Below are 22,311 nucleotides of genomic sequence, written 5' to 3'. Positions count from 1 at the left end.
TTCGGTTCAGAGCCGGTATTCGGTGACGGAGAAGTCGCGGGCTTCCAGGCTCACCAGCCCGCCATTGCGGACCGGCGGCAGGCGCAGGCGGTGCTCGCCGGGGGCGCGGTAGTCGGCAAACAGCAGCACCGCCACCACGCGCGGCGCGTCGAGTTCCTTGTCGGTCAGCCGGCGCGACTGGCCGGGCGCCAGTTCATAGCTGCGCACCGCGAGGCCGGCGGGATAGCTGCGCAGCAGCTCGGCGCGGCTGGCAAACCAGCGCGCGGCGGGCAGGGCGAGCAGGCGTTCGAGGGTGGCGGCATCGCGCACGAACACGATGTCGAGCGCGACGGCGGTGTTGTCGTTGGCGTCGGGCTCGGCCACCACGAGCAGCCCCTTCCAGCGCAGATAGGCTGGCGACGCCGGGCCGGTAAAGGCGTTGGCGGTGGACGACGCGACCACCGAGGCCATGTCGCCGACCGTGCTGCAACTGGCCAGCGCACTGGTGGCGGCCAGCGCCAGCCAGCGCCGCCGTGACAGGCGCAGGCTGCACCCGCTGCGGAATTCCATTGACCGTTTCCTGATGAACGATTCTTGAACGCCGGTCAGCCGCCAACCCTCAGGCCGACGCCGACGCCGACGACGATGCTCAGTACGGCTGCGAGCAGGACGCAACCGACGGCAAGGCCCAGCGTGGCACGCGACAGACTCAGGCAAAGCGGTGTGGAAGCGGCAGACGGACCGGCTTCTCGTCGTTCCGAAGGCAGGCCGGCGCTTGCATGCGCGACCACCGCGCCGAGGCAGAACAGCGCCACCAGCTGGCGCGGGCCGACGCAGAGGCGGTCGACCAGCAGCAGCACCGGCAGCAGCGCATCGCCGGGCAGGCGCAGCCAGCCGAGCAGCAGCGAGGTCGCCGCCAGCCCGGCCGGCAGCGGCGCCAGACTGGCCAGCGCGGCCAGCGTGCCGACCGTGGCCAGCATCGGCGCATCGAGCGGCTGGCCGTAGAGCCCGGCGACGAAGACCGCGACCAGCGCCGCATGCAGCGCGGTGCCGCAACGCAGCAGCACCGTGCCGGCCGGCACCAGCAATTCGCTGATGCCGCGCGCCAGACCCAGCTTCTCGCTGAGCGCGACGATGCTGGCCGGAATCGCCGCCACCGGCGACGGCGCGACCAGCGCGATGAACATCGGCGCCTTGAGCGCGGCCAGCGCGCGCAAGGGGCCGCAGCGCGCCACGCGGCAGATCTGCGCCAGCGCCAGCAGCATCGCCACCAGCCCGGCGCCCAGCAGCGTGAGCAGCGGCCCGGCCAGCAGCGCCAGCGTGTGCGCATCGACGGTGGCGGTGATCTGCGCCGCCAGCCCGAGCGCGAGCAGCGGCAGCAGATGGATGGCGAGCGCGATCAGCTTTTCGCAGGCGCGGTAGAGCGCCTCGAGCTGGGTGGCGAGCACGCGGCTGCGTTCGCGGCCGAGGCTGGCGAGCGCCAGGCCGAACACGCCGGCGCAGATCACCAGCGCCGGCAGATTGCCCTGCACCAGCAGCGCGAAGACGTTGTCGAAGCGCGCGCGCTCCGGGCCGGACGCGGCTTCGGCGGCGCGCTCGGCGGCATTGGGCAGCAGGGCGAAGGCATCGCCGCCGCTGGCGCCGCCGGCTTGCAGCACCAGCTGGCCCAGGCCGCGCAGCGCGTTCTCATCCAGATGCCGGCCGAGCCCGGCGCAGGCGGCGGCAAAGGCGCCGAGCAGGCCGCAGCCCCAGAGCGCGAGCGCCGCCGCGCCGAGCATCAGCGCGAGCCGGCGCCGCCGGTGCGGCAGCGCCATGAGATTGCGCACGCCGAACACCGTCGCCATGCCCAGCAGCGGCAGCGCCGCCATTTCCATCAGGTTGCCGAACAGCCGGCCGACCAGCCCCGCCACCGTGCTCGCCAGCGGGCTCAGCGCGCCGAGCGCGGCGCCGGCCAGCAGGCAGGCCAGCAGCACCAGCGGATGGCGGGTCCAGCTCACGCGGCGCGCTCAGCCATGGTTCCAGCCGCAGCGCAGGCCGAAGTCGACCACGCTGCGCGCCAGTTCGAGCGTCGAGTCGATCAGCAGCAGGCCGGCGCTCTCGGTGCCGGTCGCGGCGAGCGGCAGCTCGGTGCAGCCGAGGATGGCGGTGTCGATGCCGCGCTCGCGGGCGCGGTCGAACAGCGCTTGCAGACTCGCGCTGCCGGCGGCGCGGTCGCCGCACTTGATCTGCCGGATGCAGTCGTCGACCAGCGGCTGCTCGGTGGTGCTGTCGGGCACCGACCAGCGAAAGCCGCGGCCGTCCAGCTCGCGCTGGTAGAAGCCCGAGGCCAGCGTGCCGCGCGTGGCGAGCACGAGGGTTTCCCGGGTGCCGGCGGGCAGCCGGCGCACGCAGGCCTGGGCGATGTGGATGATGGGCGCGAGGCTGACCTCGCACAGCTCGGCATACCAGTGGTGCGACGAGTTGCACGGGATGGCGATGACGCCGGCGCCGGCCTCGTTGAGCAGCTGGATGCTCTGGCGCAGCACCGGCAGCGGCGTCGGCCCGCAGCCGAGGATGGCGGCGCTGCGGTCCGGAATGCGCGGCAGATTGGCCACCACCACCGGCAGATGGTCCTGGTCGCAGCTGGCCGGCGTGAGCGAGACCAGCTTGGACATGAAGTCCACCGTGGCGGCCGGCCCCATGCCGCCGAGCACGCCGATGCAGTTCGTGTGCGCGTGCATGGCGTCAGACCTTGAGCGGTTGCGGGCAGATCAGCGCCACCGCCGCGGTGTTGCCGATGACGATGACCAGCGTGCGCAGGATGTCGCAGAGCGGATCGACCGCGACGAACAGGATGAAGGCCGCCTCGAACGGCAGGCCCAGATAGGCGCAGGCCATGCCGGTGAGCGAGATGGTCACCAGCCCGCTCATGCCGGCCGACGCAAAGCCGGCCAGCACCGAGGCCGCGATCACCAGCAGCACCTCGCCAAAGCCGAGCGCATGGCCGTAGAGCTGGGCGATGAACAGCGTGGCGCACACGTAGTACAGCACCGGCCCGATGCGCAGCAGCGACACGCTGAGCGGCACCAGTAGCTCGACGCGCAGCCGCGCAAAGCCGAGCCGGTCGGCCAGCGATTCGATCATCACCGGCATGCAGGTCGCGCTGCTGCGGGTGGCGATGGCCAGCGCGAACGGACCGCGCAACGCATCGACCAGTTGCGCCAGCGGCAGCCCGCTGCGGCGCCACAGCACCGCCAGCGCCAGCGCCAGCGCCAGCAGGCTCGCCACAAAGAACGCCAGCACGAACTGCGTCATGGCCAGCAGCGGGCCCTGGCCGGTCTTGGCGAGCTGGGCCGCGCTCATGCAGGCGATCACGATCGGCAGCGGCAGATTGAGCCAGTGGGTCAGCGTCTGGCAGCTGCGGTAGACGGTTTCGAGCGCGCTGGTCAGGCCGTCGGACACGCGGCTCGGCACCTGGCCGACCGCAAAGCCGAACAGCAGCGCGAACACCAGCGACTTGAGCGTGTCGCCGCTCGCCAGCGCGGCAAAGATGTTGGCCGGCACCAGACTCACCAGGATGTCGGCGGCGCTGCCGTGTTCCGCCGCGGCATCGACGCCGCGCAGCTCCATCACCGTGTCGTTCGAGCCGATGTCGTTGCCGACGATGCGGCCGAAGGTTTCGAGCGTGTCCTGCGACAGGCCGCTGCCGGGCTGCATCGCCAGCAGCGTGAGCGCGCCCACCACCGCCGACACCGCCGCGAAGCTCAGGAACACCACCGCCACCCGGCCCAGCAGTTGCGCCGTGCCGCCTTCCTGAAACAGCCGTTGCAGGCTGAAGATGATGGCCGACACCATGAAGGGCAGCACGATCATCTTCATGAGGTCGACATAGATGTCGCCGACGAAGGCGAGCTTGAGCGCGAATCCGGGCGCGATGCTGCCGAGCCAGAAGCCGGCGACGAGGCTGCCGAGCACCATCCAGGGATTGAGTGCAAGGGATTGCAGTTGCTTGATGCCGATTTTCACGAGCGTCCCGGTTCAGTGGCTGGAGACGGCCTGCAACACCTTGTCGATGTCGAGCTTGGCCGGGCGTTGTTCGAGGAACTGGTTGACGAAGGCCAGCAGCACCGGGTCCTGCATGTTCACGGCGATGCCGAGCGTGTCTTCCAGATCCTTGAGCGTGACGGTGCGCAGCGTAAGCGAGGCCGTCGGGTCGGCGCGCAGCAGGCGCTTGATCTCGAACTCGTCGCGGTAGGCGCCGACGACCTCGCCCTTGCGCACGGCGGCGACCACCTCGTCCCAGCTGGGGTAGGGCTGCAACTTGGCGCGCGTGAAATTGCGCGTCGCGTAGTCGGCGAACGACGACTTGCCGATGACGCCGAGGCTGCCGTTGAAGTCGCGCACCACCGAGGTGAGCGGCCGGTCGAGCGCCAGCCTGGCGAAGGCCACGCGGTTGAGCACCAGCGCATGGTTGAGCCGCAGATAGGGCTCGGAGAAGCGGATGACCTGGGCCCGCGCCAGCGTGCGCGACAGCTTGCTGATGCCCAGGTCGGCCTCGTGGCGCGCGACCACGTCGACCACTTCGTTGAAGGTCTTGGCGCTGCGGTCGAAGCGCACGCGGGCCACCTTGAGTTCGCGCGCGAGGTCGTTGGCCATGTCCACTTCGAGGCCGACGAGCTGGCCGTCGCGTTCCTCGAAGAACGGCGGCATGTCGCTGCCGAGCATGGCGACGACCAGCTCGCCGCGCTCGACGATGCGCGCGATGTCGGGCGCGAGCAGGCGGCCGTCGGCCACCCGCACCAGATCGCCGGCGGCGCTGGCTGGCGCCGGGACCATCAGCGGCGCGGTGGCGACGGCGGCCACGGCGGCCGGTGTCGAGGCCGGCGTGGCCGGCGCCGCGCCATGCAGGCCGAGCAGCGCAACGGCGGCGGCGAGCCAGTGGCGCAGCCGCCGGCCGGGCGGCGGCGGTGAAGGGGCGTGAGTTCTCATGCTTGGGATGCCTGCGGGAGGAAGGGCGTCAATGCGCCGCCGGTGCGGCGGCGAGCGGGCTGGCGGGCAGGGCGGGCGGAGGTGGCAGCGCGGCGGCCAGACCGTTGCCGGCCTCGTGCGCCACGGTGCCGGCGAGCGCACCGGCCTCGGGCGCGGCGAGCTGGCGGCCGATCTCGATGCCCAGGAAGAACAGCAGCGCCAGCAGCGCGATCAGGCTGGCGGTGGCCACGAACAGCAGCCGTGGCGTGAGCGTGAAGCAATAGGTCATTGCAGCCTCACGGAACCATGACCGTGAACTGCCCGGCCATGTTGATGCCGATGACGCCGCCCCACATGCACATGAGCTTGGAGCTGTTGTTGAGCGCCGGCAGGTTGCCGATCAGCACCTTGGGCGAGCCCGGCAGCCAGGGCGCCATCGTCATCGGGATGCAGGGCATGGGCACCAGCGCGCCCATCGCGGCGGCGCTGGCAGCAGCGACCATCGGGTTGGCCATCGACTGGCACATGCCGAAGGGCAGCACATTGACCATTGGCTTGTTGTCCATGATGTTGGCGGCGGGTGCGCCGGTCATGGTCCGGCTGATCGGCAGGACCATCAGCGCGCTGGGCATCATCCCAAAGGTGCATTTGGTCAATGCCCCGGTACACACCTGCTGTCCCATGGCTTATCCCCGGATCAGTTTCTCGAGCCGGGCGATCACGCCCGGCGTGGCTTCGTCGGCGGCCAGCGCCCGGCCCTTGGCATCGAAGCGCGCCGGCGGCGCCAGCAGCTGGCCGGCGCGATAGCTGGCTTCTTCCATCGGCTCGCCGTTGGGCCAGTAGCGCCGCAGCGCGCCGTGCAGCAGGTTGGCGCGGTAGTGCGCCACCTGCACCACGCCGCCCTCGGCGTCGTAGTCGGTGGCCACGCCGTCGAGCAGGCCGGCGCGGTACTCGGCCTCGCGCACCAGCTTGCCCTGGGCCCAGTAGCGCGCCTTGCCTTCGAGCTGGCCGGCGCGGAACGGCAGCTGGGCCGCCAGCGCGCCGGCCTCGTCGAAATTGAGGCTGTCGCCATGCAGCTGGCCGAGCGCGTAGTGCTGCTCGGCCAGCCGCCGGCCGCCATCGAAGATGCGCGTGACGCCGTGCTGCAAGCCGTCGCGGTAGTCGGCGATCTGCACCGACCGGCCCTGTTCGTCGCAGAGCACGAGCTGGCCGTGCAGCTGGCCGGCCACGTAATCGGCGGTCATCTGTGGCCGGCCGTCGGGCCAGAAGCGCTGCATGCGGCCATGCGGCAGGCCGTCGAACAGCACGGTGCGCGCGACCAGATTGCCGGCGTCGTCATGCTCCTCGACCGTGATCTCGGTCGGCGGCGCGCTGTCGTCTTCGGGCGCGGTGAGTTCGTCGGTCATCGCGGCCTCAGTTGATCTTCACCAGCCCGCCCTTGAGCGTGAGCATTCCGCCACCGTCGACGGTCTGCATGCCCGAGGCCTTGCTGGTGATCATTGCGCCCTTGTTGTCGAGCGTGGTGCCGGCCTGGTTGACCAGCCCCAGCGACGACTTGTTGGTGAGCGAGGTCGCGGCCTGGTTGGTCAGCGCCGTGCCGGCCTTGTTGGTCAGCGAGGTGCCTGCCTGATTGGTGAGCGAGGTGCCGGCCTGGTTGGTCAGCGAGCTGCCGGCCTTGGCGGTGACGCTAGTGCCGGCGGTGATCGACACCGCCTTGCCGGCCTTGATGGTGATGCCGCCGGTCACGTCGAGCGTGAGATTGCCGGTGACGGTCAGCGTGTAGTTGCCCTTCACCGTCTGCTTGAAATCGGCCTCGTTGGTATGGGTCTCGTCGCCGGTGATGGTGAGGGTGCGCGTGCCCTTCACCTTGTGGGTTTCCTTGCCCTTCTTCAGCTCGATGGTGCGGTCGCCCTCGGTCAGCGTGTGGGTCTCGGCGCCCTTGGTCAGCGTGGTCGTCAGCGCGTTCTCGATCTCGATCTTCATGTCCTTCTGGGCATGCAGATAAAGCTCTTCGGCGTCCTTCTTGTCCTCCAGCCGGATCTCGTTGCCGGCCGTGCCCTTCTTGGACGAGCGCGTCTTGATGACCGATTGCGTCTGGTTGGCCGGCAGCGTCACGGGCGGCGTGTGCTCGCCGTTGTAGACGCAGCCGGTCACGAGCGGCCGGTCGGGATCGCCGTCCACATGCGTGACCACCACCTCCTGGCCCACGCGCGGCAGGAACAGCGCGCCAAAGCCCGCGCCCGCCGCCGACTGCGCGACGCGCACCCAGCACGAGGCGCTGTCGTCGTTCTTGCCGAGCCGGTCCCAGTGGAACTGGAGCTTGATGCGGCCGTACTTGTCGGACCAGATTTCCTCGCCCTTGGGGCCGACCACGGTCGCGGTCTGGCTGCCCTGCACGCGCGGGCGCGGCGTGAGCAGCGGCGGCCGGAAGGTGGTCGCGGCCGGAAAGGCCTCGAAGCGGTTGCCGTACTCCTCGTTGCGCGCGGTGTGGCGCACCCGACGCAGCACATAGGCGCAATTGAGCGCGCTGCGGAAATGCCCGCTCAGCGTGAACTTGGTCCCGGCCGCAAGCGCATAGGCATGGCTCTCGCCGCGCAGCACATGGCTGTCGACCTGGCTGGCCTGCACCCGCAGCTTGGCCAGCGCGGTGCCGGCGGCGGCGGTGGCATGGCCGCCGGGCCAGTCGAAGACCTCGCCCTTGCCGACGCTGCCGCTGGCCTCGGCCTTGAGCGAGGTGCTGGGCTTGAGCGGATCGAAATCGCTCAGCACATGCTTGAGCGGCACCAGCCGGTCTTCGAGCGCGAAGCTGGTGACCGTGTCGATCGGATGGCGCTCGTCGGTCTCGGGCAGAAAGCGCAGCGTCGCGGCATTGGTGCAGCTGGCATGGGCGCTGGCGGCATCGGCCAGCACCATGGTGTGCGCGCCGCTCGCAAAGGTGAAGAAGTAGAAGATGCCGGCCGCTTCCATCAGCCGCGACACGAACTCGAAGGCGGTCTCGTCGTACTGCACGCAGTACTCGATTGCGCTGTAGCTGCCGGTGAGCTTGTCGCTGACGGTCACGCCGTAAGTGCCGAGCACCGATTTCACGATGTCGCTCGCGCTCTTGTTCTGCCACACGGCGCGGTCGCGGCTCAGCGTGAGCAGATAGGCCGTGGGCACCAGCTCGGCCGTGTAGTGCGCGAACTCGCGGTCGCCGCCGGTATGCACGAAGCGGCTGGCGATGCCGTTGAAATAGCGCGCCGGCGCGTCCTGCACCTGCACCGTCACGGTCACGCTCTTGCCGATGATCTTGGCCGCGTCGAGCGCGGTATCGGCCGAGCGCATGTGCAGCGTGATGCTGAACAGCTCCGAGATGCCTTCGGTCGCCTCAAGCGCATCGAGCAGCAGCGTGTTGGCGCCGAACGGCGTGGTCACGCGCAGAAAGGCGCCGGTCTGGACAAAGCCGTCTCTCATGCCGGCGCTCCGCCAAACCGGAAGGCGAAGCGGCCGTCGGCGCCGACACTCATGTGGACGCTGTCGAAGCTCTCGGCCAGCGACAGCCGCTCCAGCACCAGCGTGGACAGCTCGGGCAGCACCGACTGCGTGAGGATGTCGTCGACATTGCGCGCGCCCGAATCGACCTCGGTGCAGCGCCGCGTGATCGCGTCGGCGACCGCGTCGTCCCAGGCAAAGCGCGCGTGGTGATTGGCATCGAAGCGCTGCGCGAGCCGCCCGAGCTTGAGCTGGACGATGCGGCGGATCTGCGCATCGCCGAGCGGGTAGTAGGGCACCAGCACCATGCGGCCGAGAAAGGCCGGGCTGAACTGGCGCAGCAGCGCCGGCCGTAGACCGGCGGCCAGCGCCTCGGGCGGCGGGCGGCGGCCACCGGCGCAGGCATCGGTAATCACGTCCTGCGCGGCGTTGGAGGTGAGCAGGATCAGCGTGTTGCGGAAGTCGACCTGCACGCCTTCGCCGTCGTCCATCGTGCCCTTGTCGAACACCTGGAAGAACAGCTCCAGCACGTCGGGATGGGCCTTCTCCATCTCGTCGAGCAGCACCACCGAATAGGGCCGACGGCGCACGGCTTCGGTCAGCACGCCGCCGCGTCCGTAGCCGACGTAGCCCGGCGGCGCGCCCTTCAGGCTCGACACCGAATGCGCCTCCTGGAACTCGCTCATGTTGATCGTGACCATGTTGCGTTCGCCGCCGTAGAGCAGGTCGGCGAGGGCGCAGGCGGTCTCGGTCTTGCCGACGCCGCTCGGCCCCACGAGCATGAACACGCCGACCGGCTTGCCCGGATCGTCAAGCTCGGCGCGGAAGGTGCGCACGCGGCGCGCGATGGCGTCGAGCGCCGAGTCCTGCCCGACCACGCGCTCGGCGAGCTTCTCCTTGAGATGCAGCACGGTGTGCAATTCGTCGGCGAGCATCCGGCCGACCGGGATGCCGGTCCAGCCCGAGATCACCTCGGCGACCTCGGCCGCATCGACATGGATCGGGATCAGCGGGTCGTCTTCCTGCAAGGCTTCGAGGCCTTTCATGAGCCGCTTGAGCTGGGCCGCGAGGTCGGGCGCATCGTCGTCGCGGGCCGCACCCGATTCGGCCTCGGCTTGCGCGCGACGGCGCAGCGCGACGATCTCGGCGACGGCCTGGCGCTCCTGATCGAGCTTGGCTTGCAGCGTGCGTTGGCGCGCGATGAGCTTTGCCAGCTCGGCTTCCTTGAGCGCGATGGCGCCGGCGTGATCGGCGCCGGTGGATTGCTCGCGGCGCAGCACGCCGAGCTTGATGCGCTCGGTCTCGATGGCGCGCGCCAGCGCTTCGAGCGGCGCGGGCGTGCCGCTCTGGCCGAGCGCGACGCGCGCGCAGGCGGTGTCGAGCACGCTGACCGCCTTGTCGGGCAGTTGCCGGCCCGACACATAGCGATGCGACAGCTGCACCGCCTCGCGCACCGCCTCGTCGAGGATTTCGACGCCGTGATGGCGCTGGAGCGTGGCGACGATGCCTTGCAGCATCTCGATGGCGACCTCGGGTTCGGGCTCGTCGACCTTCACCACCTGAAAGCGCCGCGCCAGTGCCGGATCGCGCTCGACATAGCGCTTGTATTCGGCCCAGGTGGTCGCGGCGATGGTGCGCAGCTCGCCGCGCGCAAGCGCCGGCTTGAGCAGATTGGCCGCATCGCCCTGGCCCTCGGCGCCGCCCGCACCGATCAGCTGATGCGCCTCGTCGATGAACAGGATGATCGGCGTCGGCGAGGCCTTGACCTCGCCGATGACCGACTTGAGCCGATGCTCGAACTCGCCCTTCACGCCGGCACCGGCCTGCAACAGCGCGAGGTCGAGCGCGCGCACCGACACGTCGCGCAGCGCCGGCGGCACATCGCCCGCGACGATGCGCTGGGCAAAGCCTTCGACCACCGCCGTCTTGCCGACGCCGGCCTCGCCGGCCAGGATCGGATTGTTCTGGCGCCGGCGCAGCAGCACGTCGACGATCTGGCGGATCTCGCCGTCGCGGCCGCGTACCGGATCGAGCCTGCCTTCGCGCGCCTGCCGCGTGACGTCGACGGTGAACTGGTCGAGCGCGGGCGTGGCGGTGGCGGGCGCGGCCGTGGGCATGCGTGCGGCGGCCGGCGTGGCGCTGCCGGCGCCGGCGGCCGGCGCATGACCGCCGCCATGCTCGGCCGAGTCGGCCAGCAGCGCCGCCAGCCGCTCGCGCAACTGGGCGCGCGGAATCGTCAGCAGCCCCGGCGCCGCATCGATGAGCAGGCCGCGCAGGCTGTCCACCTCCAGCAGCGCCAGCAGCAGCGTGCCCGAGCGCACCTGCTGCTCGCCGAGCAGCATCGAGCTCATGAGCCAGGCTTCCTGCAGCAGCGGCGCCAGATGCGGCGACAGCGCCGGCGTGCGGCCGTTGCCGCGCTTGAAGCCTTCGAGGCTGTGGCGCAGCTGGGCCTGCACCGTCTCCACCGCGACCGCATAGGCCGGCAGGATCAGCGCCAGATCGGGCGCGAGCGGATCGAGCAGATTGGCGAGCAGATGTTCGAGATCGACATTGAAATGGGTCTCGCGCACGCAGAGCTCGGCGGCGCGGGTCATGGCCAGCTTGCATTCGGCATTGAGCCGGGCGAGCAGGGTGCGGATGTCGATGTCCATGAGCGGGTTCTTCAGACGGCAGACGGAAAGGCGGCCGCCGCGCCGAGGCGCAGTCGGACCGGCGGCAGGCTGAGGACGGGCTTGGCGGGCGGCGCGGGCTTGGCAGGTGCTGCGGGCGGCGGCGCGTCGGCGGCGTCGGCGGTTGCGGTTGCGGTTGCGGTTGCGGTTGCGGTTGCGGTTGCGGTCGCGGTCGCGGTCGCGGTCGCGGTCGCGGTCGCGGCCGATGCCGGCGGACGCGGCGCGCCGGTCAGCCAGCCCTGCCAGCCGAGCCGGCTCTGGCCCAGCCGCGCGGCGGCGCCGGCCAGGCCGGGCGCGCGCAGCAGCTCGACCTGCACATCGAGCGCCTGCTGCGCATGGCGGCCGGTGAGCCGGTGCAGCCGGGCCAGATCGCTGCCGCCGGGCAGAAAGCCGGCCCAGCGCGCCGCCGGCACCGGCCCGACGCTGAGCGCGATGCCGGCGCTGTCGTCCCAGGCGCGCCGACCCAGCAGCGCGCCCTGGCCCAGGCCGGCGCCGCGTCCCAGACGCGTGAGCTGATCCGGCGCCAGCGCCAGCCAGCCGCCGACGAAGGACGTGCCGCGCACCGGCAGGCCGAGCCGGTCGGTCAGCAGCGTTTCCAGCCGCGCCATCGAGCGCGGCGCCGGCCCGAGCAGCGCGGCATGGCGCAGCCAGCTGGCGTCGGCGGCCGGCGTTGCGGCATCGGCCGGCCCGAGATTGGCCAGCGCGCCCAGCACCCGGGCCAGCGGCCGGCTCGCCGGCGCCTCCCATTGCAGGCTGCTGCGATGCAGCTTGCGGCCGCGATACAGAAAGCTCAGCCAGCGGTGATGGAACACGTCGAGGAAATCGAGCGGCGCGCGGCCGGCCTGGCCCCGGCGTTCCAGCAGCCGCTCTGCATCGGCGAGCGGCAGCGGGCCGGTCGCGCCGGCCAGCGCCAGCACCGGCGTGCTCAGCTCCCAGCGCTGGGCGCTGTCGGCATCGAGCGCGCGCACCGAGGCCACATCGCCGGGCGCGAAGGCCAGCGTGATCTGGCCGGCCAGCCGCACCGCCTCGCCGCGGCCGCTGCCGTGGCCGAGCGGTGCCGCGTCGGGTGCGCTGCGTTCGAGCAGGCCGATGGCCTGGAACAGGTCGGCGCCCTGAAGCAGGCGTTGCAGCGCCGGATTCAGAGCAGGGGCTGACGTCCGGCGATCGGTGGCCATTGCTGCCAGGTTTCGTCGCGGCGCCGCACGGTCAGGCGCGCGAATGCGTTGAGGGTGGTGTACAGCGCGAAGAAGCGCGCCAGCACGGCGGACAGCAGCAGCGGCGAGCCGCCGGCAAAGGCTTCGTCGTCGAACTCGATGTCGATGTCGGTACCGCGCCGATGACCGCGCCAGGCGTCCTGCCCGACCTGGGCCAGACCGGGCCGCGCGGCGAGCCGGCGCAGGCCGCGGATCTGCGCCTGGTCGTGCGCGCTGCCGTCGCTGAACAGCGTGAGCAGGGCGCGCAGCCGGGCCGCATCGCCATTCGCCTCGAACAGCGCGCCGTGGTTGAGCCGCAGCAGCGACACCAGCTGCCACATGGCCTGGGCCGAGCGCGGCGCCGGCCGCTGCGGCGACGGTTGATACAGGCAGCGCGCGCTCAGTGCCGACGACAGGCCCTCGGCGCGCAATGCGGTGCCGGGCGCCAGCTGCTCGGCGAGCCGGCGGTTGGTGCAGAGCAGGTCGGCATGCACGACGGCGCTGGTCGGTCGCGCCGGCGCATGGCCCAGGTCGACGAAGCCGAGCCAGAGCTCGCTGCCGGGCAGGCCGGCGCGGCCGCTCGGCTCGCGCCGGGCCGACCAGAACAGGCCGGCCGCCGCCTCGGGCGCCTCGGGATCGAGCGCGGCGAACGGCGGCACGATGCAGCTGCGTTCGGCCTCCGGGTCGCTCGCATGCACCGCGAGGATGGAATGCACCTCGGTCTGCGGCTCGCGCTGGCGGTCGCCGACCAGCTGGTACTCATGCTGGCGGCCGTCGACGCGGATCGGTTCGCTGGTGCGCTCGAACAGGTTGATGACCGGCACGCAGCCGGTGCGCAGCGCCAGCGGATCGAGCTGGCGCGGCAGCGCGGCGCTGGGCTTGAGTTCGAGCGCGAACTCGAATTCGCTGCCGCTGCCGAGCCGGCCGGCCAGCCCGCCCAGCTCGAAGAAATGGAACTTGCGCGGAAATGCGAAGTACTCCTGGAGCAGCGCATAGGCCGGGTCGGCATGCGGCGGCAGCGGCAGCACGGTCTCGTCGGCGGCAAAGCCCAGCTCGCGCCAGTGGCGCAGCGCCAGCCGCTGCTGCGTGCCGCCGGCGGTGCGCAGCACGATGCCGGCCACGCCGCTCACCAGCAGGTCGTAGAGCGGCATGGTCTGGGACAGCTCGCCGTGCAGATGCAGCCGCAGCGTGTCGAGTTCGAGTTCGGCCAGATCGGTGCCGGGCTCGCAGCGCAGGCGCACGCGCAGCTCGCGGCCATCGACCAGCCGGGTGTCGGTCACCTGCAATGGCCACAGCACGCTGTCCCAGGCGGTGCGCAGCCGGCAGGGCTGGGCATCGCGCCCGCCGCTGGCGACCAGCACGCTGTGGCGCGGCACCGCAAAGCCGGCGGTGATCTTGCCCTGCGCCGGATCGTGGCGCAGCGCCGCCACCGACATCGACGGCAGCGGCTGGTTGAGCGTGGGGCAGAGGTTGTCGAGCAGCGCGGCGGCGAATTGCGGGAACTCGCGGTCGAGGTCGCGGTGCACGCGCGCGGCGAGAAAGGCCTGGGCCTCGATCAGCCGCTCGGTATGCGGATCGGTGGATTCGGCGGCGCCGAAGCCGAGCCGGCCGGCGACGCGCGGATGGCGCTCGGCAAACTCGGCGCCCCGGTCGCGCAGATAGACCAGCTCGCGTTCGTAGTAGCCGAGCAGATCGTCGTCGATGCGCATCAGGCGGCTCCGACGCGGGCCGAGCCGGGCTCGGCATCGAGCTCGAAGCGCACCCGGCGCAACTCGCCGCCGAGCCGCATTGCCGCATCGATGCGCAGCTGCGCCAGATGCGGTGCGCCGGCGACCGGTGCGACCGCGATGCGTGCATCGAGCAGCCGCGGCTCATAGCGCCGGATCGCCTGCTCGACCGCGCGCCTGAGCAGCGCCAGATCGTCGCCCGAGCCGGCCGACAGCGCACTGATGTCGGGCAGGCCGTAGTCGACGACCGTCGGATCGGCGGCCAGGAACGCGTCGAAGCCGAGCCGCGAGCGCGTGCCCAGCAGTCGCGCCAGATCGCAGGCGATCGACGCCTCGAGCCCCGCCGCATCGAGCGTTGCGCCGCTGGCCGCGTCGGCGTCGGCGCACAGGCGGTCGAACAGCGGAATCGGGGCGACAGGCAGCAGCGCGTGCATGGTGGACGGAGGTCGCTAGAAGAGGAGGGCAGCGGCCCGGCGGGCCGCGCCGATGCCGCTCAGGCGGCCTTGTTGGTCTCCAGGTCCCAGCCGAAGTTGGCCGTGCCCTTCTTCGTCGAATCGGACTTCTGCTGCGTGAAGTCCATGGTGATCTTGGTGAAGTTGAGCGAGAAGCTGTCGACCGGAATGCCGCCGCCGCCGGTGGTGCTGATGTTCGACACCATGGCGCTCGTGAGCACGTATTCGATGACCGACATGAACACGCCGTTCTCGTTGCGGCCGATGTGGATCTTGGCGTCGCCGAGCTTCTTGCCCTGCACGCAGGCGGCGTACAGCACCGGCGTCGACATGTCGCTCATCTTGGAGAAGCTCATCTCTTGGAACACCGGACGACCGGCGGTGCGCTCGGTGTTCGACGTGTCCATCTGCAGCGGGAGCATCACGCCCTGGCTGAACGACTGGATGATGATCTGCCCCTGGTACTTGTCGATCTGGCAGTTGCCCTTGACGTCCTTGATTTCAAGAATGATCACGTCCATCTGGAAGTTTCCCTGTATGCGTCGAATGGGCCGGCCCCGTCATGGCGAGGCCGGCGGAATGGCCCGGGGCCGTCAGGTGTTGGGCAGCTTTGCCACGAGCCGGATCGAGGCCGTGAGTTCTTCCATCTGGAAGTGGGGCTTGAGGAAGACCGTGGCCTGATAGGCGCCCGGCTTGCCGGCCACCTCGGTCACGTCCACGCGCGCCTCGCCGAGCGGGAAGCGGGCCTTGGTCGCGGCCGGCGCGCTGTCGTTGAGCAGCACGTAGTCGGCGATCCAGTTGTTGAGGTAGTCCTCGATCTCGCCGCGCGTCTGGAAGCTGCCGACCTTGTCGCGCATGATTACCTTGAGGTAATGCGCGAACCGCGAGGCTGCCAGCACATAGGGCAGGCGCGCCGACAGGGCCGCATTGGCATTGGCCGTGTCCTTGTTGTAGAGCTTGGGCTTGTTCACCGTCTGGCCGCCGAAGAAGGCCGCCACGTCCGAGCCCTTGGAATTCACCAGGCCGATGAAGCCGAGTTCGTTCAGCTCCTTCTCGCGCCGGTCGGTGATGGTCACCTCGGTCGGGCACTTGAGTGCCACGTCGCCTTCGGCCGTCTTGAAGGCGTGGGCCGCGATGCCGCCGACCTTGCCGCCACCTTCCACGCCGCGGATCGCCGTGGTCCAGCCGTGCTTGGCGAACGAGTCGGTGATGCACAGGCCGAGCTGATAGGCCGCGTTGGCCCACAGATACTTGTCGTGCTCGCTGCCGTCGACGTCTTCCTCGAAGCCGAACTCCTCGACCGGCACGGTCTTCTCGCCATAGGGCAGGCGGGCGGCGTAGCGCGGCACCACCAGCGCCAGATAGCGCGAATCCTCGCTCTCGCGCAGGGCGCGCCAGCCGGCCAGCTCCAGGCTTTCGAAGGTCTTCGACAGGTCGCGCGGCACGCCCAGATCGGCAAACGAACCGAGGTCGAACATCGACGGCGCGACCGCCGAGATGAACGGCGCATGCGCGGCGGCAGCCACCTTCGACAGGCGCTCCAGCAGTGCGATGTCCTGCGGATGGCGACCGAACTCGTAGTCGCCGATCAGCAGCGAATAGGGCTGGCCGCCGAAGGTGCCGTACTCGGCTTCGTAGATGTGCTTGAACAGCACGCTCATGTCGTGATCGACGGCCGATTCCAGATCCTTGAGCAGCTCCTTCTTGCTCACGTTGAGCAGGCGCAGCTTGAGGCCGGGGCCGGTCTCGGTGCCGTGCACCATGTCGTGCAGACCGCGCCACGAGGCTTCGAGCGCCTGGAAGGCGGGGTCGTGCATGATCGCGTTGACCTGGTCGGTCAGGATCTTGTCGATCTCGGCGACGCGTTCGTTGATGGCCGCGACCACGCTCTTGTCGGGGCTGGTCTTCATGCCTTCGTCGAGGATCTGCGTGGCCAGCTGGCCCAGCAGCTTCTTGGCGTACTGGCCCTGCGACGGGTCGATCGCCATGTGGCCTTCGTGGACGATGCGGTCCAGCAGGCTCAGCTCAAGCGTCGCGGCGCCGGCGCCGCCTTCGGTTTCAAGTTCGGTTGCCATGGATGCTCAGTGGGGGATCGGACGATGCGATTGGGAGGCGGCGAAGTTCACTCGGTCACGGGCTCGGCGGCGCCGGCCTGACTCTTGAGCGATTGCAGCTCCTCGCTGTTGTTGACGATGGCGTCGAGCAGGGCGTCGAGTTCGTCGTTGCCGTCGAGCTTGGCGAGCAGGTCGCGCAGCTGCTGGCGGGCTTCGAGCAGGCGGGCCAGACGCGGCACCTGGCGCACGATGGCCTCGGGCCGGAAGTCGGCAAAGTCGGCGAAGTTGAGTTCGACCTTGAGATTGCCTTCGCCCTTGAAGGTGTCGGGCACCGACAGGTCGAGGCGCGGCGCGATCTTGGTCAGGATCGCGTTGAAGTTGTCGCGGTCGATGTCGACGAAGCGACGTTCCTTCAGCTTGGGCAGCGCGGTCTTGGGCTGGCCGCTCAGGTCGGCCAGCAGACCCACGACGAGCGGCAGTTCCTTCTTCTCGGCGGCATCGCCGATCTCGACGTCATAGGTGATCTGGACGCGGGGCGGACGGTTGCGACCGACCCATTTTTGGAGACTATCTGCCATCGAAACCTCTCACACAGGAATGGTCGGGCAAGCGATGCCCGAGATGCGTGAAGCGGGGGTTGCGACGGCGACGGACCGGCTGCATGGCAACTCCCGCATTCGTGCTGGGTGGCTCTGTCACTGGCGGGATGGCGGTGCTTGCGGCGTCCGCGACCCCTTCACCGTTCGGTGTAGGCCGAGGCGCATGGAATCGCGTTTGCCGCCGCCGTCATCGAAAGAAATGGCGGCGATAAGCGGCCGACTTTTGGCTAACGCCGGGGCGCTGCCGGCGCTGACAATCGGCGCTCATTTCGGCCTGCGCGCCAGCTCGATGCGGGCGCAGGCACGGGGGCGGCGTCAGAAGCTGTGGCGCAGGCCCACGAAGCTGGCGAGCTGGCCGGTCCCCGGCGCGGGCACGGTGCCGCCACCCCCCGAGCTGACCTGGTATTGCGCGCGCTTGCCGTTGTCGAGCCAGGCGAGCTGCACATAGGCGGCGGTGCGTCGGCTGAAGGCATGGCTGGCGCGCGCCGCCAGCATCGAGGCGCTGCGGTCCTGGTCGGTGTTGAGCATGCGCAACGCCATGCCGTCGACGGTCCAGGCCGCCGTCACCGGCACGGCCGCGCCGATGAAGTACAGGTTCGAGCCGGCGTCGGCAGCGGCGCTGCTGACGCGCCGGCCGAGCCAGCCGCCCGCGACCTTGACGCCGGCCAGCCTGACCCAGGCGGTCGCGAGATGGCGCAGGTCCTTGTCCGACGGCGCGCTCAGCGCGATGGCCGGCGCGCCGTTGTAGAAGCTCGCGGTCGCCGTGCCGCCGCCGCGCTGCTCGTCGAGCGCATAGCCGACGCCCCAGTCGTCGGCGTCGTACTGGAGCAGCGCCGAGACCTGGCGGCAGGCCAGCGGTCCGGCCGCGCCTTCGCCGGCGCAGCCGCCGACCGCGTCGCGCCCGGTCGAGTAGGTGGCGCCGAAGCCGAAGCCGGCGACGCGGTGCCGGTAGGCCAGCGTGTTGTCCGAGCGCGCCGCCGGCACATAGCTGTCGAGCGAGCCGAGGCCGTAGAGATTGGGCCCGAGGATGTCGCCGGTGATGAGCGGGTAGTTGATCATCGTGTACTGGCGCCCGATGCCGAGCTGGCCCCAGCGCGCCGAGCTCAGCGCCACGAAGGCCTGCCGGCCCCAGATGCGGCCGCCCTGGCCGGCGCTGCCGGTGTCGGCGTTGAAGCCGTTCTCGACGACGAACAACGCCCGGTTGCCGTCGCCCAGATCCTCCTCGCCGCGCAGGCCCACGCGCGACGCCTGGGTGCCGGTGACCGACGGCACGCGGGTCAACGGGCCGCCATCGGCGCGCGCATGCCGGATGTGCTCGATGCCGGTGTCGATCGAGCCGTAGAGCGTCACCTGCTGGGCGGCGGCGAGGCCGGGCAGGGCCAGCGCGGCGGCCAGCGCGGCCGAGCCGCGTTTCGAACGGGCGAACGGGTTCCTGGCGATGGATGCCATGGGTCTCACTCCTGTTGTTGTGTTTTCGATGGGCGCCGTGGCGCCGGCGCGGGCGCTTGCAAGGGATTGCAAGACGGTGCGGACCGCCCGCCGCGCTCAGGTGGCGAGCATGTCCTGGTGCTTGCCCGACAGACCCAGGTAGGACTCGACCACGCGCGGGTCGGTCGCCAGTTCGCTGGCCGGGCCTTCGAGCGCGACGCGGCCGTTTTCCAGCACATAGGCGTAGTCGGCCACCTGGAGCGCGGCGCGCGCGTTCTGCTCCACCAGCAGCACCGACACGCCGCGCGCGCGCAGCTGCACGATGATCCGGAAGATGTCGCGCACGATCAGCGGCGCCAGGCCGAGGCTGGGCTCGTCGAGCATCAGCAGCCGGGGCTTGCCCATCAGCGCGCGGCCCAGCGCCAGCATCTGGCGCTCGCCGCCCGACAGCGTGCCGGCCGCCTGCGTGCGCCGTTCCAGCAGGCGCGGGAACAGCGCGTACACCTCGCGCAGCGTGGTCGCGGCATCGCGATGACCGTCGCGGTGGCGCTGGAAGGCACCGAGCCGGAGGTTGTCCTCGATGCTCATCTCGCTGAACAGGTCGCGCGATTCGGGCACCAGCGCGAGGCCGGCCGCCACCCGGCGCTCGACCGTCGGGCGCGCATCGATCCGGCCGTCGAAGCCGACGCTGCCGCGCATCGGCAGCAGGCCCATCAGCGCCGCCAGCGTGGTGGTCTTGCCGGCGCCGTTGGGGCCGATGACGGTGACGATGCTGCCCTCGGGCACCGCCAGATCCACGTCGTGCACCGCCTCGACCTTGCCGTAGGCGACGCACAGGCCGCGCACTTCCAGAACATTGCGCGCCATCACGCCACCCCGCCCAGATAGGCCTCGAGCACCTTCGGATCCTGCTGCACCTGCTGCGGCAGACCCTCGGCGATCTTCTGGCCGAATTCCATCACCACCACGCGATCCGCGAGGCCCATCACGAAGTCCATGTCGTGCTCGACGATGAGCACCGCCATGCCTTCGGCGCGCAACCGGCGCAGCAGTTCGCCGAGCGCGGCCTTCTCCTGATGCCGCAGGCCGGCGGCCGGTTCGTCGAGCAGCAGCAGGCAGGGGTCGCTGCACAGCGCGCGGGCGATCTCCATGATCCGCTGCTGACCGAGCGACAGCGTGCCGGCCGCCGCATGCATGCGCTCGTCGAGGCCCACGCGGCGCAGCTGGCGCGCGGCCTCGGCGATGAGCCGCGCCTCCTCGTCGCGGTCGAGCCGCCAGGCCGCCGCGAACACGCCGCGCCGGCCGCGCTGGTGCGCGCCGATGGCCACGTTCTCCAGCACGCTCATCGCCGGCAGCATGCGCACATGCTGGAAGCTGCGGCTCATGCCGAGCGCCGCGATGGCGCGCGCGCCGAGCCCGGCCACCGGCCGGCCGCGAAAGCGGATCGCGCCCGACGTCGGCGTGTCGACGCCCGACAGCTGGTTGAACATCGTGCTCTTGCCGGCGCCGTTGGGGCCGATCAGCGCGACGATCTCGCCGGCATGCACGCGCAGGTCCATGGCGTTGTTGGCCACCAGTCCGCCGAAGCGGCGCGTCACCTGCTCGGCTTCGAGAATGGTCTCGCCGGTGGCCGGCATGGCGCGGCGCGGCAGCGGCTCGGCATGGTCGTCGACGCGGCGCGCGGCATGACGCCGGGGCAGCAGCCGCGCCACCAGCGGCGCGAGGCCGTGGCGCGCGCGTTGCAGCACCAGCACCATCGCCAGCCCGAACACGATGGTCTCGAAGTTGCCCGGCATGCCGACGAGCCGAGGCAGCCAGTCCTGCAACCACTGGCGCGCCGCCGTGATGACGCCCGCACCCACCAGCGCGCCCCACACATGGCCGGCGCCGCCGAGCACTGCCATGAACAGGTAGTCGATGCCGGCATGCATGCCGAACGGCGTCGGGTTCACGAAGCGCTGCATGTGGGCATAGAGCCAGCCCGCCGCGCTCGCCTGCAAGGCCGCGATCACGAAGATGACCATGCGCGCGCGCGAGGTGTCGACGCCCATCGCCTCGGCCATCACCCGGCCGCCCTTGAGCGCGCGGATGGCCCGGCCCTCGCGCGAATCGAGCAGGTTGTGCGTGGTGAACATGCCGGCCGCGACGAACAGCGCGATCAGGTAGAAGAAGTGCCGCGCGTCGTCGAGCGGCTGGCCCGGCAGCGTCACCGGTGGAATGTCGGTGATGCCGGTATGACCGCCGAGGAAGTCCACGCTGCCGAACAGGTAGTACAGGCTGATGCCCCAGGCGATGGTGCCGAGCGGCAGGTAATGGCCCGACAGCCGCAGCGTGAGCGAGCCCAGCAGCACCGCCACCGCGAGCGTGAGCAGCAGCCCGGCGATCAGCCCGATCCACGGCGAGGCCGGCAGGCCGAGCGAGCCGAGCCAGGGCCCGGTCGTGAGCAGCGCCGTCGTGTAGGCGCCCAGCCCCACGAAGGCCGCCTGCCCGAAGGACGTGAGCCCGCCCACGCCGGTGAGCAGCATCAGCCCGAGCGCCACCAGGCTGTAGAGGCCCACGTAGTTGAGCAGCGTCACGTAGAAGTCGGGCAGCAGCAGCGGCGCGGCCAGCAGCGCTGCGCCGGCGATCAGGCCGAGCAGGCGCGGCAGCAGCGCGGGCGCGGGCGCGGACGGCGTCGCGCGCGGCGCGACCGTAGGCAGGGAACTCATGCTTCCTCCTCGATGTGCTGCGATTGCAGCGAGCGCCAGACCAGCACCGGAATGATCAGCGTGAAGACGATGACGTCCTTGAACGCGCTGGCCCAGAACGAGGAAAACGATTCGAGCAGGCCGACGCACAGCGCCGCGAGCGCCGCCGCCGGATAGCTCGCCAGTCCGCCGACGATGGCGGCGACGAAGCCCTTGAGGCTGATGAGAAAGCCGCTGTCGTAGTACAGCGTGGTCACCGGCGCGATGAGCACGCCCGACAGCGCGCCGATGGCGCCGGCCAGGCCGAAGGCGAGCCGCCCGGTCATGGTCGGCGAGATGCCCATCAGCCGCGCGCCGCGCCGGTTGAGCGCCGAGGCGCGCAGCGCCTTGCCCCAGAGCGTGCGCTCGAAGAACAGGTAGAGCGCCGCGATCAGCGCCAGCGAACAGCCGAACACCGCGAGCGACTGGCCGGTGAATTCGAGCGTGCCGAGGCTGACGCTGGCGTCGGAGAAGGCCGGCGTGCGCGCGCCCTCGGGGCCGAACAGCAGCAGCCCGAAGCCGACCATCGCCACATGCACCGCCACCGCCACGATGAGCAGCGTGAGCACCGTCGCATCGGCGATCGGCTGGAAGGCCAGGCGGTAGATCAGTGGCGCGAGCGGCACCACCACCGCGAACGCCAGCGCCACCTGCGCCGCCATCGGCAGCGCGGCCAGCGGCAGCGCATGCAGCAGCGCCAGCAGCGCGGCCGGATAGCCGAGCTGCCAGCCCAGCGCGCGCAGCAGCGCGGGCCGGTCGCCGCGCAGGCAGCGCAGGTCGAGCGCGCTGGCCACGGCGCCGCAGCCGAGCAGCACCCAGGCCGTGCCCGGCGCATGGCCGGCCTGCATCGCCGCGAGCGACAGCGCGCCCCAGGCGACGAATTCCCCTTCGGGAATGAAGATGACGCGGGTCACCGCGAACACCAGTACCAGGGCCAGCGCCAACAACGCGTACACCGCGCCATTGGCGAGCCCGTCCTGCCCGAGCAGGAGCGCGATCGCCATGTCCATGAAGTCTCCTCCGGGTCCGCAACGCTGGCGGACCGGGTTTGTCGTTGTGTCGGTGG

At 70.7% G+C, this 22,311-nt stretch carries 20 protein-coding genes; all 20 read right to left on the bottom strand.

Going from position 1 to position 22,311, the window contains the following annotated elements; translation table 11 throughout:
- Positions 1 to 6: 6 nt before the first annotated feature.
- Entirely contained in the window at positions 7 to 549 is a 543-nt protein-coding gene (locus B9P64_RS13440) for a hypothetical protein (protein ID WP_085316766.1), read from the bottom strand.
- Positions 550 to 584: 35 nt separating this feature from the next.
- The gene (locus B9P64_RS13435) at positions 585 to 1,976 is read right to left on the bottom strand and encodes a cation:dicarboxylate symporter family transporter (protein ID WP_085316765.1); all 1,392 of its coding nucleotides are present in this window, start codon (positions 1,974 to 1,976) and stop codon (positions 585 to 587) included.
- A gap of 9 nt (positions 1,977 to 1,985) precedes the next feature.
- The gene (gene cuyB, locus B9P64_RS13430; protein WP_085316764.1) at positions 1,986 to 2,699 is read right to left on the bottom strand and encodes a cysteate racemase; all 714 of its coding nucleotides are present in this window, start codon (positions 2,697 to 2,699) and stop codon (positions 1,986 to 1,988) included.
- Positions 2,700 to 2,703: 4 nt separating this feature from the next.
- Complete coding sequence (locus tag B9P64_RS13425) at positions 2,704 to 3,978, bottom strand: dicarboxylate/amino acid:cation symporter (protein ID WP_139826321.1); 1,275 nt, start codon at positions 3,976 to 3,978, stop codon at positions 2,704 to 2,706.
- Between the two features lie 18 nt (positions 3,979 to 3,996).
- The gene (locus tag B9P64_RS13420) at positions 3,997 to 4,947 is read right to left on the bottom strand and encodes an ABC transporter substrate-binding protein (RefSeq protein ID WP_085316762.1); all 951 of its coding nucleotides are present in this window, start codon (positions 4,945 to 4,947) and stop codon (positions 3,997 to 3,999) included.
- Between the two features lie 28 nt (positions 4,948 to 4,975).
- Positions 4,976 to 5,215 carry a hypothetical protein gene (locus B9P64_RS13415; RefSeq protein WP_085316761.1) on the bottom strand — a complete coding sequence of 80 codons (240 nt, stop codon included), beginning with the start codon at positions 5,213 to 5,215 and terminating at the stop codon, positions 4,976 to 4,978.
- Positions 5,216 to 5,222: 7 nt separating this feature from the next.
- Complete coding sequence (locus B9P64_RS13410; RefSeq protein WP_085316760.1) at positions 5,223 to 5,609, bottom strand: DUF4280 domain-containing protein; 387 nt, start codon at positions 5,607 to 5,609, stop codon at positions 5,223 to 5,225.
- A gap of 3 nt (positions 5,610 to 5,612) precedes the next feature.
- Complete coding sequence (locus B9P64_RS13405) at positions 5,613 to 6,332, bottom strand: toxin-antitoxin system YwqK family antitoxin (RefSeq protein WP_085316759.1); 720 nt, start codon at positions 6,330 to 6,332, stop codon at positions 5,613 to 5,615.
- A 7-nt stretch (positions 6,333 to 6,339) separates the two neighbouring features.
- Complete coding sequence (locus B9P64_RS13400) at positions 6,340 to 8,379, bottom strand: type VI secretion system Vgr family protein (protein ID WP_085316758.1); 2,040 nt, start codon at positions 8,377 to 8,379, stop codon at positions 6,340 to 6,342.
- Positions 8,376 to 11,048 carry a type VI secretion system ATPase TssH gene (gene tssH / locus B9P64_RS13395; RefSeq protein ID WP_085316757.1) on the bottom strand — a complete coding sequence of 891 codons (2,673 nt, stop codon included), beginning with the start codon at positions 11,046 to 11,048 and terminating at the stop codon, positions 8,376 to 8,378. The genes B9P64_RS13400 and tssH overlap by 4 nt, the downstream gene beginning before the upstream one ends.
- Positions 11,049 to 11,059: 11 nt before the next feature.
- Positions 11,060 to 12,241: a type VI secretion system baseplate subunit TssG gene (tssG, locus tag B9P64_RS13390; RefSeq protein WP_085316756.1), complete on the bottom strand. Its 1,182-nt coding sequence runs from the start codon at positions 12,239 to 12,241 to the stop codon at positions 11,060 to 11,062.
- Positions 12,205 to 13,968: a type VI secretion system baseplate subunit TssF gene (gene tssF / locus B9P64_RS13385; RefSeq protein ID WP_085316755.1), complete on the bottom strand. Its 1,764-nt coding sequence runs from the start codon at positions 13,966 to 13,968 to the stop codon at positions 12,205 to 12,207. The genes tssG and tssF overlap by 37 nt, the downstream gene beginning before the upstream one ends.
- Complete coding sequence (gene tssE, locus B9P64_RS13380) at positions 13,968 to 14,420, bottom strand: type VI secretion system baseplate subunit TssE (RefSeq protein WP_085316754.1); 453 nt, start codon at positions 14,418 to 14,420, stop codon at positions 13,968 to 13,970. Before tssE ends, tssF begins: the two co-directional genes overlap by 1 nt.
- A gap of 59 nt (positions 14,421 to 14,479) precedes the next feature.
- Positions 14,480 to 14,959 carry an Hcp family type VI secretion system effector gene (locus B9P64_RS13375; RefSeq protein ID WP_085316753.1) on the bottom strand — a complete coding sequence of 160 codons (480 nt, stop codon included), beginning with the start codon at positions 14,957 to 14,959 and terminating at the stop codon, positions 14,480 to 14,482.
- Between the two features lie 72 nt (positions 14,960 to 15,031).
- Positions 15,032 to 16,513 carry a type VI secretion system contractile sheath large subunit gene (tssC, locus tag B9P64_RS13370; RefSeq protein ID WP_085316752.1) on the bottom strand — a complete coding sequence of 494 codons (1,482 nt, stop codon included), beginning with the start codon at positions 16,511 to 16,513 and terminating at the stop codon, positions 15,032 to 15,034.
- 47 nt (positions 16,514 to 16,560) lie between these two features.
- Positions 16,561 to 17,070 carry a type VI secretion system contractile sheath small subunit gene (tssB, locus tag B9P64_RS13365; protein WP_085316751.1) on the bottom strand — a complete coding sequence of 170 codons (510 nt, stop codon included), beginning with the start codon at positions 17,068 to 17,070 and terminating at the stop codon, positions 16,561 to 16,563.
- Positions 17,071 to 17,406: 336 nt separating this feature from the next.
- Positions 17,407 to 18,540: a porin gene (locus tag B9P64_RS13360; RefSeq protein WP_085316750.1), complete on the bottom strand. Its 1,134-nt coding sequence runs from the start codon at positions 18,538 to 18,540 to the stop codon at positions 17,407 to 17,409.
- 96 nt (positions 18,541 to 18,636) lie between these two features.
- Positions 18,637 to 19,386, bottom strand: coding sequence for an ABC transporter ATP-binding protein (locus B9P64_RS13355; RefSeq protein ID WP_085316749.1), 750 nt, complete (start codon positions 19,384 to 19,386; stop codon positions 18,637 to 18,639).
- Positions 19,386 to 21,227: a branched-chain amino acid ABC transporter ATP-binding protein/permease gene (locus tag B9P64_RS13350; RefSeq protein ID WP_085316748.1), complete on the bottom strand. Its 1,842-nt coding sequence runs from the start codon at positions 21,225 to 21,227 to the stop codon at positions 19,386 to 19,388. Before B9P64_RS13350 ends, B9P64_RS13355 begins: the two co-directional genes overlap by 1 nt.
- A complete protein-coding gene (locus B9P64_RS13345; RefSeq protein ID WP_085316747.1) occupies positions 21,224 to 22,255 on the bottom strand; it encodes a branched-chain amino acid ABC transporter permease in 1,032 nt (343 codons plus the stop codon). Before B9P64_RS13345 ends, B9P64_RS13350 begins: the two co-directional genes overlap by 4 nt.
- Positions 22,256 to 22,311: the final 56 nt, after the last annotated feature.

The organism is Derxia lacustris, from assembly GCF_002105195.1.
In the GTDB taxonomy this organism is placed as follows: Bacteria; Pseudomonadota; Gammaproteobacteria; order Burkholderiales; family Burkholderiaceae_E; genus Derxia; species Derxia lacustris.
This window is presented reverse-complemented; position numbering and strand designations above follow the sequence as displayed.

Excerpts from the sequence above, each read along its gene's own strand:
- tssB (WP_085316751.1), bottom strand. The coding sequence starts at position 17,070 with ATGGCAGATAGTCTCCAAAAATGGGTCGGTCGCAACCGTCCGCCCCGC.
- B9P64_RS13375 (WP_085316753.1), bottom strand. The coding sequence starts at position 14,959 with ATGGACGTGATCATTCTTGAAATCAAGGACGTCAAGGGCAACTGCCAG.
- B9P64_RS13360 (WP_085316750.1), bottom strand. The coding sequence starts at position 18,540 with ATGGCATCCATCGCCAGGAACCCGTTCGCCCGTTCGAAACGCGGCTCG.
- B9P64_RS13440 (WP_085316766.1), bottom strand. The coding sequence starts at position 549 with ATGGAATTCCGCAGCGGGTGCAGCCTGCGCCTGTCACGGCGGCGCTGG.
- tssC (WP_085316752.1), bottom strand. The coding sequence starts at position 16,513 with ATGGCAACCGAACTTGAAACCGAAGGCGGCGCCGGCGCCGCGACGCTT.
- tssE (WP_085316754.1), bottom strand. The coding sequence starts at position 14,420 with ATGCACGCGCTGCTGCCTGTCGCCCCGATTCCGCTGTTCGACCGCCTG.
- tssF (WP_085316755.1), bottom strand. The coding sequence starts at position 13,968 with ATGCGCATCGACGACGATCTGCTCGGCTACTACGAACGCGAGCTGGTC.
- B9P64_RS13405 (WP_085316759.1), bottom strand. The coding sequence starts at position 6,332 with ATGACCGACGAACTCACCGCGCCCGAAGACGACAGCGCGCCGCCGACC.
- B9P64_RS13415 (WP_085316761.1), bottom strand. The coding sequence starts at position 5,215 with ATGACCTATTGCTTCACGCTCACGCCACGGCTGCTGTTCGTGGCCACC.
- B9P64_RS13420 (WP_085316762.1), bottom strand. The coding sequence starts at position 4,947 with ATGAGAACTCACGCCCCTTCACCGCCGCCGCCCGGCCGGCGGCTGCGC.
- B9P64_RS13400 (WP_085316758.1), bottom strand. The coding sequence starts at position 8,379 with ATGAGAGACGGCTTTGTCCAGACCGGCGCCTTTCTGCGCGTGACCACG.
- B9P64_RS13350 (WP_085316748.1), bottom strand. The coding sequence starts at position 21,227 with ATGAGTTCCCTGCCTACGGTCGCGCCGCGCGCGACGCCGTCCGCGCCC.
- B9P64_RS13410 (WP_085316760.1), bottom strand. The coding sequence starts at position 5,609 with ATGGGACAGCAGGTGTGTACCGGGGCATTGACCAAATGCACCTTTGGG.
- cuyB (WP_085316764.1), bottom strand. The coding sequence starts at position 2,699 with ATGCACGCGCACACGAACTGCATCGGCGTGCTCGGCGGCATGGGGCCG.
- tssG (WP_085316756.1), bottom strand. The coding sequence starts at position 12,241 with ATGGCCACCGATCGCCGGACGTCAGCCCCTGCTCTGAATCCGGCGCTG.
- tssH (WP_085316757.1), bottom strand. The coding sequence starts at position 11,048 with ATGGACATCGACATCCGCACCCTGCTCGCCCGGCTCAATGCCGAATGC.
- B9P64_RS13345 (WP_085316747.1), bottom strand. The coding sequence starts at position 22,255 with ATGGACATGGCGATCGCGCTCCTGCTCGGGCAGGACGGGCTCGCCAAT.
- B9P64_RS13355 (WP_085316749.1), bottom strand. The coding sequence starts at position 19,386 with ATGGCGCGCAATGTTCTGGAAGTGCGCGGCCTGTGCGTCGCCTACGGC.